Source organism: Citrobacter sp. Cf125 (assembly GCF_030333935.1).
Taxonomy (GTDB): domain Bacteria; phylum Pseudomonadota; class Gammaproteobacteria; order Enterobacterales; family Enterobacteriaceae; genus Citrobacter; species Citrobacter freundii.
This window is the reverse complement of record NZ_JAOWEY010000017.1, coordinates 84,991-97,807: the sequence shown is the minus strand read 5'-3', so window position 1 is coordinate 97,807 and position 12,817 is coordinate 84,991. Positions and strand designations below refer to the sequence as shown.

Sequence of the window (12,817 nt, the reverse complement as noted above, 5' to 3'; positions counted from 1 at the left end):
GAAAAGGTATCACGGAAACGGTATTATCCAAATCATTCTACACCCCCTATTCTCTAGCCATACGCCACACCTACGAGGGAAAAATCATGGAGTCAGAACGTTTTATTACCGGCCAGAAAATGCTGCAACAGGTAGATGGCAAAGGGGGAGAGGCCGTCGTTGAGAGCCTGAAGGATATCGCGCCAGATTTTGCCCGCTACCTGCTGGAATTTCCGTTTGGCGACATCTATGCACGTCCAGGTCTGGACCTGCGCAGCCGAGAAATTGCCACTGTCGCCGCTTTAACGGCAATGGGCAATGCCGCCCCGCAGTTGAAAGTGCATATTGGCGCGGCATTACACGTTGGTTTAACGCAGGATGAGATCGTTGAAGTGATTATGCAGATGGCCGTATATGCCGGCTTCCCTGCCGCACTCAATGGTTTGTTCGCCGCGAAAGAGGTGTTTGCCTCTCACAGAGGCTAAAACAACAGGCCAGCGGATTGTCTGCTGGCCTGAGCTCACTATGGTTTCACATCTGCCACACGCATGCCTTTAAGCTGCTCATCCGTCAGCGTATTTCCCGCCTTGAAATAGTCAACGACAGCATTAGAGACATAGTAACCTCCGGAGGTATTTCGCGCTTTTCCTTCGGCAAATGCCGTAAAACCATCACCGCCGTCTGCCAGGAAGCTATTGGTGGCTATGTGATAAACCGTGGCATCCTCAATCGGTTTACCGTTTAACGTTAGTACAGTGACGCGCTGACCGACTGGTTTACTGCTGTCATACTTCATCTCCAGTCCTTTGGACACCTGCAATACACCGTTGCTTAAACCCGCGCCGTGCTCCATCAGGCTACGCAACTGTTTACCGGTGAGATCCATTGTTGCCAGCTCGTTGGGGAACGGGAAGGTGCTAATGACTGCACCAATCGTGATAGCACCTGCTGGGATTTCATTACGGATACCGCCCGAATTAGTGAGCGCTAATTGAGTATCTTTACCTGCCGCCACCAGCAACGCATCCGCCGCCAGATTGCCCAACGAAGAAGATTCACCGTAAGCACGCGTCAGCTCAACCGGGGAGTTTGCAACCGTCTGTTGTACCACCTTATCAAGCTTTTTATTCCAGCCATCAATGACCTGTTTCGTCTGCGGGTCTGGCTGCCACTCATCAGCATAAATGGTCTTCAGCTCGAAGTTCTTCACGGTAAATTGATGCGGTTTCTGCTGATAATCCAGCACCAGTTTACCCACATCAATACCGCCGCTGTCGGTAGAAAGAATCAGAGTGTTACCGACTTTAATCGGCTCCGGCGTGCCCACATGCGCATGGCCGGTAATCAGGATATCCAGCCCCTTTACCTGACCTGCGGTCTGGATGTCTTTATCCAATGCACGGCGCACATCTGTACTTCCCTGGCTAGACTGACGCGCTGGCGTACCTTCATGGATCAGCGCCACAGTGAGATCGACTTTACCTTTAAGCTCATCGATATAGCGTTGCAACCACTTCACTTCATCCCGCGCTTCAATACCGACACGTGTCGCAGCAGAAACCGTATCATCAAAAGCAAACACGCCGTGCAGGCCAATCACGCCAATCTTCACGCCATCTTTTTCAATAATGGTGTAAGGCTTATCCCAGAACATTTTGCTGCTGTTCTGATAAAAGATATTACCCTGCACGATGGGGAATTTCGCCTGACTCAGTTGTAGTAGCGTGTTATCCCAACCGTGATCGAATTCATGATTACCCATGGTGACAGCATCAAAATTCATGGTGTTCATGATATCGATAATCGCCTTACCCTTGGTCAGGCTGCTGATATACGGCCCGGTAAAATAATCACCGGCATCAAAAAACCAGGTGGCGCTATTTTTCGTTTTTTCCTGCTTCACCATCGTCGTGATATTAGCCCAACCACCAATATCACGCGTGCCATTAGCAATCCATGGGACTTTATAAGGTTCAACGTGGGCGTGAAGATCGTTGGTATAGATAATCGTGACATCTTTGGCACTCGCCCAAAGCGGCAACGATACCAGAACACCAACAGCAAGCATTTTTAACTTCATAATCAATCCCTTTCAGTCATATAAAGAATCGCTACGTTACGTTCTGAAAGGTTTTTTTATGTGAGAACACTCACATCCGCTGGTGATAGTCGCGGGTCAAAATCAACGACCATTAAAAATCGTTGGTAATACGATGACGTCACTGTTCACCATCAATTGCTGTAAGTCCTTCGGCTGTAAAAATCTGGGGCTGGCCAGCTCACCAGATTACAGCTGGCCCGAGTATCGGTTGGGTTATGCTGCGCTGCATTGCCGGGCATGCGGCAGCTATCCCCCGCTGTTTAATGAGGAACAGTTTGGTGGGTGGTTGTCAGCATATTTAACGGATTTTGCCGCCCAAAGCGGTCATTTTTGCCCACGATGTTATCAGCGGGAAACCATCCTCTATGGGCATAATCCTCAGGGCAGCCAACGCGTTCAGTGCCGGAGCTGCAAACAAGTCTGGACACCAAAGCAGCAGCCACTCACCACCATTGTTCCACCAGAACAAATAGCGACGGTTCCCTTAATCGTCCCTTTTCAGGGAGCCTGCACCGACCAGAAACTTTATGTATTACTCAGTTTTGACGCTATTCGCGGCAATATTTTGCATATTTCCAGTAATTTCACGCCCCATCTCGTAGGGGATACATTACGATACCGCTGGCGTAACAACGTTGAACCTACGGTCATTCATGACGATATCGTTGAACGAGTAAGACAGAGGGAAACCCTGTTTTTACGCCGCAGCCAGTTTGATGAAATCCAGTACGGCAGTGCCATGCTCAAACGAAATGCCAACGGCGCAGTTTTACGCCCGGTCATTACCGCGCACGGACATTTCCGCATACTGAGCCATCTCTGGCCTGAGGTAAAAACGCACATTATTGCCCACGAATGTTTTCTGCGCGGCGCGGCGATTACCGCATGGGCGCAGCAATATCGCGATCATCACGCTTCGCTTTGGTTTATTGATGAAGAGATCACTAGCGATAAGTGCACACTGCCCTGGCGATTGCTGGGTAAAACCTGGCAGGGGTGGTGGCAAAACCAGTGGCAAATTTGGCAACAAGGCGACACACGCAAAATGGTGTGTCTGTTAACGGAGGGTCAGGTTGAAAAAGGGGCGTCAATCACACTGGCGGCAGGCCACCATTTTCTCGCCTGGTTACAGCAGCAGGCGGAGTTTCGGGATAGCGCCCGTTACTCGGCTCATTCGGTGTTTCAGACGATAAGGACGCTGGCGGAGCAATACAACACCCTGATCACCCAGCGCGATTTGCCCGGTGGCACTGCCGCTTACCGGGCCTACGGTTCATGCCATATGTAGGCCGGGTAAGCGTAAACACCACCCGGCAACGCAAATTACAGCAACTGCGCTAAACGGTTGATGTCAGACTGAATCGCCCCAGCGGTGACGTCACGGCCCGCGCCCGGTCCACGGATCACCAGCGGGTTATCGCGATACCAGCGGCTCTCTATGGCGAATACGTTATCGCACGGCAACAGCGCCGCCAGCGGGTGTTCAGGGCGAACCGCTTCAACACCAACGCGAGCTTTGCCGTTAGCATCAAAACGCGCCACATAGCGCAGCACCAGCCCCATTTCACGCGCCGCTTCCAGACGCTGCACCATCTGCTCGTTCAGCTCATCGCCATTCTCAAAGAAATGGTCAATAGAGCCTTCTTCACAATGCGCAGGCACCAGCGATTCCACGCGAACCTGGTCCGGTTCGATGTCGTAACCCGCTTCACGCGCCAGAATCACCAGCTTACGCATCACATCTTTGCCGGAAAGATCTACGCGCGGATCGGGTTCAGTCAGACCCTGTTGCCATGCCTGATCCACCAGATCGGTGAATGGGACCGTGCCATCAAATTGCAGGAACAACCACGACAACGTGCCGGAGAAGATCCCGCTGATCGACAAAATGGTATCGCCACTATCAATCAGATCGCGCACGGTATGGTTGATCGGCAAACCTGCACCCACGGTGGCGTTATATAACCAGTGGCGACCCGTTTTTTCGAAAGCGTCATGAATCTGGCGGTAATTATTACTGCTGCTCGCCCCGGCCAGTTTGTTGGCGCTGATGACGTGGAAACCATGGCTGGCAAAATCCAGATACTGATCCGCCAGTTGCTCGCTCGCGGTCACATCCAGCACCACTAAATCATCATACGGGTGAGCACGCATCCACAGGAATAGAGACTCTTCATCCTGCTCTACCGCCTCGTCATCAAAGAAAGCTAACGCGCGGCTGGCATCCAGCCCTTCGTAATTCAGCAGGCTACGACGGCTATCAACCACACCCGCCAGCACAAACTCTAATCCGGTACGCGCCGAGAGCGTGCTCTGCTCGCGAGCGAACAGCTCCAGCCAGCGCGACCCAATGTTGCCTTTGCCAAACAACACCAGACCAATGCGTTTTTCAGCACGGAAGATTGACTGATGCAGACCCTGAATCAGGCTCTCCGTTGGCCCAGTACGCAGTACCGCGACCAGGCTGATGCCCTCTTCCGACTGCCAGGTGAATTCAACCGGCTGACCTTTCAACTGTTGCCAGAAACGGTGGCAGTGCAGCGGATTACGGGTGACGCCCGCCCCGACCATCGCCACCAGCGCCAGCCCCTGGCGCAGACGCAGCTCGCCTAGCAGGCCAGCTTCATCCAGAATTTTCAGCGCGCTGTCAGCGACTTCGGAGGTGTAGCAAAATTGCAATAGCTGGCGGTCAGGATGCACGCCCACTGCCAGCGGACGCACCTGGCTACGTTTTAAAACCTGGTCAATCTCTTTATAAGCCAGCTTAAAATCCTGGCCAGTCGGAACCAGAAACTCAATCAGGCAGACGTCATCATGACTGGTCACAATACGCGCCCCGGTACCGGAGGCCAGTACTCGCTCAATACGCGTTGAACCCTGCTCTGGGGTATAGCTACAACGCAACTGGAGATCGATATCGCTACCGGAAACCGGCTGTAAGGTACGGGCATGGAGAACCGGTGCCGCCAGACGCGCCAGCTCGCTGGCTTCATCCAGACGCAACAGCGGCAGCAAACAGGCGTCTTTTACTTTACGCGGATCCGCGCTGTAAACCCCGGCGACATCGCTCCAGATGGTTACTCGGGAAACGCCCGCCAACGCACCAACCTGCGTCGCCGAGTAGTCAGAACCGTTACGCCCCAGTAGCACTGTTTCACCGGCATTGCTGCGGCTAATAAAGCCGGTAACCACCAGGCGTTTACCCGGATGCTGCGCCAACAGTTGCTGCAGTAATGGGTAAGAAAGACCTTCATCTACCTGCGGCTGGGCACCGCGTTCAGCACGTAAAAAATCGCGCGCATCCAGCCAGGCTGACTCCAGCCCCTGTTGATTAAGGACGGCAGACATCAAACGCGCGGACCATACCTCACCATGCCCAACAACCTCAGCATAGACGGCATCGTTCACGCCGCTGTCGAGTAACCCGGCCAGGCGTTCCAGATCGTGAATAAACGCGCCAATCAGTCCATCCGCCACCTCGGGAGGTAACAAACCGCTGATAAGCTCACTTTGATAGCGACGTAACGCCTGTTGAACCTGATGCGCAGAAAGGCGATCGGTCTGGCTTAATTTCAGCCAGCTAATCAACTGGTTAGTGGTACTGCCTGCGGCTGAAACAACCATCATGTCATCAGGCTGCGAGTAATCCGCCATAATGCCTGCGACACGCAGATAACATTTCACGTCTGCCAGACTACTACCACCAAATTTGTGCAGTTGACGACCCTTCGCCCCTGCCTGCGCAATCACACTCATGTTTACCCCTTGTTTGCAGCCCGGAAGCCATTTTCCAGGTCGGCAATTAAATCTTCGCCATCTTCAATACCGGTGGAGATACGCAGCAGCGTTTCGGAAATTCCGGCAGCAGCACGCGCTTCTGGTGCCATGCCCGCGTGTGTCATAGTTGCGGCGTGGGAGATCAGACTTTCAACGCCCCCTAACGATTCCGCCAGCGTAAACAATGACAACCCGCCGAGGAAACGGCGCAGCGTTTGCTCATCGCCATCCAGTTCAAAACTTAACATCGCGCCAAAGCCTTTTTGCTGACGCGCAGCAATCTCATGGCCCTGATTATCCGGCAATGACGGGTGATACAATTTTTTCACCAGCGGCTGAGTTTGCAGATAATCGACTATCGCCTGAGCATTACGTTGCGCCACCTCCATACGAGGAGACAAAGTACGCAGGCCGCGCAACAGCAGATAACTATCAAACGCGCCGCCGGTCACACCAATATTATTCGCCCACCATGCCAGTTCAGTGACCGTCTCCGGATCTTTGGCTATAACCACACCAGCCACCACGTCTGAGTGACCGTTTAAATATTTCGTGCATGAATGCAACACCAGATCGGCGCCTAATGCCAGTGGATTTTGCAGTGCCGGGCTTAAAAAAGTGTTGTCGACCACGCTGACCGCGCCAGCGTCGCGCGCCAGCCGGCAGATTTTCGCAATATCCACCACGCGCAGCAGCGGGTTGCTTGGGCTTTCTACCAGCACCAGCTTCGGTTTTTCTGCCAGCGCCGCCTGCAACGCCTGTTCATCGCCTTGATCGACAAACAGTACGCGATAACAGCCACGTTTTGCCAGACTGTCAAACAGTCGATAGCTCCCGCCGTAGCAGTCGTGCGGTGCAACCAGCAGATCGCCAGGCTTAAGGAAGACAGTGGTCACCAAATGAATCGCCGACATGCCAGTATTGGTCAGTACAGCACCTGCACCACCTTCCAGTTCCGCCAGCGCACGTTGAACGACATCACGCGTTGGGTTGCCGCGACGCGAATAGTCATGAGCACGAGGTTCATTAAATCCGGTAAAGTTATAGGTGCTGGAGAGGTGAATCGGCGGGACAACGCAACCGTACTGTTCGTCGTCATTTAACCCGCTACGCACTGCGATGGTGGCCTGTTTACGCGTCATATTGAGAAGATCCTGGCTGAGTCGGTGAAAAGTCAGGCACCAGAGTAATCATTGTTACTATAGCCGTCAATACATCTGGACATCTAAACTTCTTTGCGTATAGATTGAGCAAACTGGAAATAGCCGTTAAAATTATATGCATTAGCGTACATCTGCGTCGGCTACTTCGTGTCAGGGCCGCGCCACTACGATAAACTACGCACAATTATGGTCCGGGCTCAGGTTCTGGCCTCAATATTAATGACAAAGAGGATTAGGTATCTCATGGCTGAATGGAGCGGCGAATATATCAGCCCATACGCTGAGCACGGTAAGAAGAGTGAGCAAGTCAAAAAAATTACGGTTTCCATTCCTCTGAAGGTGTTAAAAATCCTTACCGATGAACGCACGCGTCGTCAGGTGAACAACCTGCGCCACGCCACCAACAGCGAACTGCTGTGTGAAGCGTTTCTGCATGCTTTTACCGGGCAACCATTACCCAACGATGAAGACCTGCGTAAAGAGCGCAGTGATGAAATCCCGGAAGAAGCAAAGGTAATCATGCGTGAACTGGGTATCAACCCGGAAACGTGGGAATACTGATTGTTAGAACAGATGAGAAAAGGCGGGATTGCTCCCGCCGATTCTCGCTATGTTACTTACTGATACCATTAAGTTTATTCAATGTTTCTTCCATTTTGAGCGTTTCCGTACGGTTTAATGGATAGAAATAAATCAGAATGACCGCCGCCAAAAACAGGCATAGTGCCGGCAAGAGATTCGCCATCGTATAAATATTTTCCTGCACAATGCTGGTTTGCACAGCGCCACCTGTTGACGATGATTGATAACCAATGATGGCCAACATAAAGCCGCCAATGGCCCCTGCACACGCCTGACCAACCTTGCGGGCAAAGAAGTTCACACCATAGACGGTACCATCCTCGCGATCGCCGGTGACATACTGGTGATAATCACAAACATCGGTCATAAACGCCCAAATCATCAGGTTGAATAGTCCGGCCCCCAACGTCGCCAGGAACAGGAAAACCAAATAGACTTTCGCGTCGGTAATGTGGATGAAGTACATAATCAAATACATCGCTACTGCAAAGAGTAGCGCGCCGACGCTGGCCTCTTTTTTACCAAACCGCTTCGTGAGCCAGGATGCCGATGGTGCCAGCAAAACCAGGGAACCAAAGGTAAACAGCAACGCGACTGACATCGCCTCTTTATTGTGGAAATAGTCATTAAACAGGTAAGTCATATTGGTACCGGACAATCCCTGATTAATCACAATCAGCAAATCCACAACCACTAAAACAATCAGCGCCTTATTGCGTGCCAGTCCCTTCAGCAACACCGAAACGGGCATGCTCTCTTTTCTCTCCACGCGCACGCGTTCGGTCGTTAACTGACAGGTCAAGGATAAAAAGATAAAGCCCAGCACTGCGCAACCAATGGAAATCCAGAAGAAGTGTTGCCCGGAAATCACCTGGCTTCCGTCCACCAGGGTGGTGTACATCAGGATCGGAATGAAAAAGCCAGTTGCCCCACCGCCGATAGCTGACCCAACGCTGCGCCAGGTTGACAGCGAGACACGATCATCCGGATTCGAGCTAATCGCCGCAGACATAGCGCCGTACGGAATACTCACGGTCGATAACAGCGAACCGTAAATGAAATAGGAGCAACAGATGTAAATAATTTTCGCCGTATAAGAAAAATCATTTACAAACGGCAGAAACAGGACAACTGCAATGATGCAAAATGGATACTTCATGCGACGCACCCACGGGTTAAAACGTCCATGTACCGTCAATTTAGAGGTATCGCATAAGCGTCCTACACCAACATCAACGAACGCATCAAAGAGTTTGGTCACAAAATAGAGTGAGCCAACAATAACGCCGGAAATACCGAGGACGTTAGTGTAATAAATCATTAAAAAACTATTAACTAAGCCAAGAATAAAACAGGTTCCGAGGTCACCACATAAATAACCAATTTTATCTCGAATTCCGAAAGGTCTGACGGCAGTGGGTTCATTATTTCCGATAATAGTTCCATCATTAGACATGATATCAACTCCTTAGACATATTATTCACACAAACTATGCTTATCGATGTAATCAGTCGATATGAAAGCTATTACCGGTTAGAAGTTATAACCAAGACCGACACGATAACGGGTCTGACGATCGTCTGTCGTTGTTGTGTTATAACCCGAGGAAACGTTACCAACCTCAACAAATGGAACCCAGGAGCCTAGTTTATACGCCACGCGGAAGTTATATTCATAATCATCTTTCCGGTTGTTATATAAATCTTCGCTATCGGCAATTTTATAAATACCATTTAACTCAAACATCCAGTCATTGACGTTATAACCAAGCCAAGCTTCCGGACGATAGACCATGCGGTCATCTTTGCCGTCAGTGTTTCTGCGCATGTACTCCTGACGATAGCGGAACGCGGTCCACCAGCTGTCGTTAATGTTGTACTGCACGCGGATATAAGGTTTATAAATCGTGATGTTATCGCCCGTTTCGATCGCAATACCTGGCTGCCAGATAAGATCCCGCCAGGTAAACTGGTAGCTTGCAGTATACTCGTTGCCATTACTTTCCATATTATTCCACGCATCATTAGATTGCGTATCTTCGGAACGTGAAATGGCTTCGACTGCGACACCAAAACCAGTCGCAAAACGGTGAGACATATAAACACGATCGTAATTACGCCCATCGTCATAATATTCATGCCGGTAATCAACATAACCCGCTTGTGCGGCCGCAGAGAATAATGGAATCAGTAATAACGCAGATTTAAATTTCATGACAATCCCTCTTCACACTCAACAACGGAAATTACCCATCTCGTCCCGTCCATTAATGGGAAACGATGAAGGATTCAGAATAATTTTATATTTCCACGAAAGTGTATTTTAGAAAGAAAGCAGAAACCTTTGGTATTTTGCCAACAATTGGCATGAGTGGCAGAAATCAGAAGATAAAAATGACGCAGATCACCAGTAGAAACATTTTACCTAAAAAACAAAAACGATGTTTCATTTATTAAACAAAAAACACTATTCAACACATCAATATAAATTTTAGTCTTCAAGCGCAGATACAAAAAAAGCGCCATAAGGCGCTTTTTTCTGACAGCTGAACTTACTTGCTGCCTGGGATGCTGAAACGCTTGTTGAAGCGATCAACACGGCCACCGGTAGCAACATCACGCTGCTTGCCAGTATAGAACGGGTGGCACTTGCTGCACACGTCGAGGTTCAGATCGTGACCGACAGTAGAGCGGATTTTAATGACGTTACCGCAAGAGCAGTTTGCAGTAATTTCTTCGTATTTCGGGTGAATATCTTTTTTCATGGGAAAACCTCGGTTTAAGGCCGCGTCGCTCTTCCAGCCCTAACGCCAGACACCACGCGATGTTAATAGTATAGGTCAGTGATACAAATTTGTATCAAAGGCGGCGAATCATACAGAAATTAACCTGCTCATGCAAACTGATCCGCATTCTACCCTCCACTAATGTGTATACTAACCCGCCAGATTTCAAGTCAGGATGATTCAATGCCCGTTGCGCACGTTGCCTTACCTGTTCCGCTACCTCGCACCTTTGACTACCTCCTGCCGGAAGGCTTGAGCGCCAAAGCCGGGTGTCGTGTACGCGTGCCTTTTGGCAAGCAGCAGGAGCGCGTGGGTATCGTCCTGTCCGTCAGCGAGCACAGTGAACTACCGCGGAGCGAATTGAAAGCCGTTCTCGAAGTGCTGGACAGCGAACCGGTCTACTCAACCTCTGTCTGGCGTCTGCTGTTGTGGGCGGCGGATTATTATCATCATCCTATCGGTGACGTACTGTTTCACGCTCTGCCAATTTTACTGCGCCAGGGACGTCCGGCGACAAACGCGCCCATGTGGTACTGGTTTGCCACTGAAGAAGGCCAGGTTATTGACCTCAACAGCCTGAAGCGTTCTCCCAAGCAGCAACAGGCGCTGGCTGCGCTACGCCAGGGAAAAATCTGGCGCGACCAGGTGGCTGAACTGGAATTTAATGACGCCTCATTACAGGCACTGCGGAAAAAAGGGCTGTGCGAGCTTGCGAGCGAAACGCCAGGCTTTAGCGACTGGCGTACGCACTACGCGGTTTCCGGTGAGCGTCTGCGGCTGAATACCGAACAGGCCACCGCCGTCGGGGCGATCCACAGCGCATCTGACAGTTTTAGCGCCTGGCTATTAGCGGGCGTGACAGGATCGGGCAAAACAGAGGTCTATTTAAGCGTACTGGAAAATGTGCTCGCCCAGGGCAAACAGGCGCTGGTAATGGTGCCGGAGATTGGCCTGACGCCGCAAACTATTGCCCGTTTTCGCGAACGCTTCAATGCGCCGGTCGAAGTTCTGCACTCGGGTTTAAATGACAGTGAACGTCTTTCGGCATGGCTGAAGGCGAAAAATGGCGAAGCGGCAATTGTTATCGGCACGCGCTCGTCGCTGTTTACGCCGTTTAAAAATCTGGGCTTGATTGTCATCGACGAAGAGCACGACAGCTCTTATAAACAGCAGGAAGGCTGGCGTTATCATGCGCGCGACCTCGCGGTTTATCGCGCCCATAGCGAACAAATTCCCATCATTCTCGGCTCAGCCACCCCTGCGCTGGAAACGCTGTGCAACGTGCGGCAGAAAAAATACCGCATGTTGCGCCTGACGCGCCGTGCCGGGAATGCGCGCCCAGCCATTCAGCACGTGCTGGATCTCAAGGGTCAGCAGGTACAGGCCGGGCTCGCCCCTGCGCTTATCGCCCGTATGCGTCAGCATCTGCAAGCGGATAACCAGGTGATCCTGTTTTTAAACCGCCGGGGTTTTGCGCCTGCCCTGCTGTGCCACGACTGTGGCTGGATTGCTGAATGCCCGCGCTGCGATCACTACTACACGCTGCATCAGGCGCAACACCATCTGCGCTGCCATCACTGCGACAGTCAGCGTCCGATACCGCGTCAATGCCCTTCCTGCGGCTCAACGCACATGGTTCCGGTAGGACTCGGCACCGAACAGCTTGAGCAGGCTCTGGCACCTTTTTTCCCCGGCGTGCCAATCTCACGCATCGATCGCGACACTACCAGCCGCAAAGGCTCGCTGGAGCAGCATCTGGCAGAAGTGCATCGCGGCGGCGCGCGAATCCTGATCGGCACGCAAATGCTGGCGAAAGGCCACCATTTCCCGGACGTCACCCTGGTGGCGCTGCTGGACGTTGACGGCGCGCTGTTCTCCGCAGATTTCCGGTCGGCAGAACGCTTCGCCCAGCTCTACACGCAGGTTTCCGGGCGTGCCGGCCGCGCCGGGAAGCAGGGCGAAGTGGTACTGCAAACGCACCACCCTGAACATCCGCTGCTGCAAACCTTGCTGTATAAAGGGTATGACGCCTTTGCCGAGCAGGCGCTGGCAGAGCGACAAACGCTCCAGCTTCCCCCATGGACCAGCCATGTGATCGTGCGGGCAGAAGATCACAACAACCAGCATGCGCCGATGTTCTTACAGCAGTTACGAAATCTGATTCAGGCTAGTCCACTGGCCGATGAAAAACTGTGGGTGTTAGGCCCAGTTCCCGCCCTGGCGCCCAAACGTGGCGGTCGCTATCGCTGGCAAATTTTGTTGCAGCACCCGTCGCGAATTCGCCTGCAGCATATCGTCAGCGGAACGCTGGCGCTGATTAATACGTTACCCGATGCACGTAAGGTTAAATGGGTGCTGGATGTCGATCCCATCGAGGGATAATCCCTCACGATGCGAGGCGGATCGTAAAATTAAATATCCATCACACT

At 51.8% G+C, this 12,817-nt stretch carries 10 protein-coding genes; 4 read left to right on the top strand and 6 right to left on the bottom strand.

The window, feature by feature from the left end:
- Positions 1 to 86 precede the first annotated feature (86 nt).
- Positions 87 to 464, top strand: coding sequence for a carboxymuconolactone decarboxylase family protein (locus OGV89_RS03705; RefSeq protein WP_003028825.1), 378 nt, complete (start codon positions 87 to 89; stop codon positions 462 to 464).
- A 38-nt stretch (positions 465 to 502) separates the two neighbouring features.
- On the opposite strand, the gene OGV89_RS03700 is transcribed toward OGV89_RS03705, so the two are convergent.
- Positions 503 to 2,059 (bottom strand): bifunctional metallophosphatase/5'-nucleotidase, encoded by a 1,557-nt coding sequence (locus OGV89_RS03700; protein WP_003847848.1) that lies wholly within the window; start codon positions 2,057 to 2,059, stop codon positions 503 to 505.
- 133 nt (positions 2,060 to 2,192) lie between these two features.
- On the opposite strand from OGV89_RS03700, the gene OGV89_RS03695 reads away from it, so the two are divergent.
- A complete protein-coding gene (locus OGV89_RS03695) occupies positions 2,193 to 3,368 on the top strand; it encodes a hypothetical protein (RefSeq protein WP_003847850.1) in 1,176 nt (391 codons plus the stop codon).
- Between the two features lie 35 nt (positions 3,369 to 3,403).
- On the opposite strand, the gene metL is transcribed toward OGV89_RS03695, so the two are convergent.
- Both metL and metB read right to left on the bottom strand, forming a co-directional pair.
- Positions 3,404 to 5,836: a bifunctional aspartate kinase/homoserine dehydrogenase II gene (gene metL, locus OGV89_RS03690; protein ID WP_200003156.1), complete on the bottom strand. Its 2,433-nt coding sequence runs from the start codon at positions 5,834 to 5,836 to the stop codon at positions 3,404 to 3,406.
- 2 nt (positions 5,837 to 5,838) lie between these two features.
- A complete protein-coding gene (metB, locus tag OGV89_RS03685; RefSeq protein WP_003847854.1) occupies positions 5,839 to 6,999 on the bottom strand; it encodes a cystathionine gamma-synthase in 1,161 nt (386 codons plus the stop codon).
- 264 nt (positions 7,000 to 7,263) lie between these two features.
- Here metB and metJ point away from each other — a divergent pair, with 264 nt between their 5' ends.
- On the top strand, positions 7,264 to 7,581 hold the full coding sequence (gene metJ, locus OGV89_RS03680; RefSeq protein ID WP_003028816.1) for a met regulon transcriptional regulator MetJ: 318 nt from the start codon (positions 7,264 to 7,266) through the stop codon (positions 7,579 to 7,581).
- A gap of 52 nt (positions 7,582 to 7,633) precedes the next feature.
- Here metJ and OGV89_RS03675 read toward each other — a convergent pair whose 3' ends face one another.
- The 3 genes from OGV89_RS03675 to rpmE all read right to left on the bottom strand — a co-directional run bounded on the left by OGV89_RS03675 (position 7,634) and on the right by rpmE (position 10,367).
- Positions 7,634 to 9,058, bottom strand: a complete 1,425-nt coding sequence (locus tag OGV89_RS03675) for an MFS transporter (protein ID WP_003840517.1) — start codon at positions 9,056 to 9,058, stop codon at positions 7,634 to 7,636.
- A gap of 78 nt (positions 9,059 to 9,136) precedes the next feature.
- Entirely contained in the window at positions 9,137 to 9,817 is a 681-nt protein-coding gene (locus OGV89_RS03670; RefSeq protein WP_003028811.1) for an oligogalacturonate-specific porin KdgM family protein, read from the bottom strand.
- A 337-nt stretch (positions 9,818 to 10,154) separates the two neighbouring features.
- Positions 10,155 to 10,367: a 50S ribosomal protein L31 gene (rpmE, locus tag OGV89_RS03665; protein ID WP_003028810.1), complete on the bottom strand. Its 213-nt coding sequence runs from the start codon at positions 10,365 to 10,367 to the stop codon at positions 10,155 to 10,157.
- Positions 10,368 to 10,571: 204 nt separating this feature from the next.
- Here rpmE and priA point away from each other — a divergent pair, with 204 nt between their 5' ends.
- Positions 10,572 to 12,770: a primosomal protein N' gene (gene priA / locus OGV89_RS03660; protein ID WP_003847856.1), complete on the top strand. Its 2,199-nt coding sequence runs from the start codon at positions 10,572 to 10,574 to the stop codon at positions 12,768 to 12,770.
- The last annotated feature ends 47 nt before the right edge of the window (positions 12,771 to 12,817 follow it).

Excerpts from the sequence above, each read along its gene's own strand:
- OGV89_RS03705 (WP_003028825.1), top strand. The coding sequence starts at position 87 with ATGGAGTCAGAACGTTTTATTACCGGCCAGAAAATGCTGCAACAGGTA.
- OGV89_RS03700 (WP_003847848.1), bottom strand. The coding sequence starts at position 2,059 with ATGAAGTTAAAAATGCTTGCTGTTGGTGTTCTGGTATCGTTGCCGCTT.
- OGV89_RS03695 (WP_003847850.1), top strand. The coding sequence starts at position 2,193 with ATGACGTCACTGTTCACCATCAATTGCTGTAAGTCCTTCGGCTGTAAA.
- metL (WP_200003156.1), bottom strand. The coding sequence starts at position 5,836 with ATGAGTGTGATTGCGCAGGCAGGGGCGAAGGGTCGTCAACTGCACAAA.
- metB (WP_003847854.1), bottom strand. The coding sequence starts at position 6,999 with ATGACGCGTAAACAGGCCACCATCGCAGTGCGTAGCGGGTTAAATGAC.
- metJ (WP_003028816.1), top strand. The coding sequence starts at position 7,264 with ATGGCTGAATGGAGCGGCGAATATATCAGCCCATACGCTGAGCACGGT.
- OGV89_RS03675 (WP_003840517.1), bottom strand. The coding sequence starts at position 9,058 with ATGTCTAATGATGGAACTATTATCGGAAATAATGAACCCACTGCCGTC.
- OGV89_RS03670 (WP_003028811.1), bottom strand. The coding sequence starts at position 9,817 with ATGAAATTTAAATCTGCGTTATTACTGATTCCATTATTCTCTGCGGCC.
- rpmE (WP_003028810.1), bottom strand. The coding sequence starts at position 10,367 with ATGAAAAAAGATATTCACCCGAAATACGAAGAAATTACTGCAAACTGC.
- priA (WP_003847856.1), top strand. The coding sequence starts at position 10,572 with ATGCCCGTTGCGCACGTTGCCTTACCTGTTCCGCTACCTCGCACCTTT.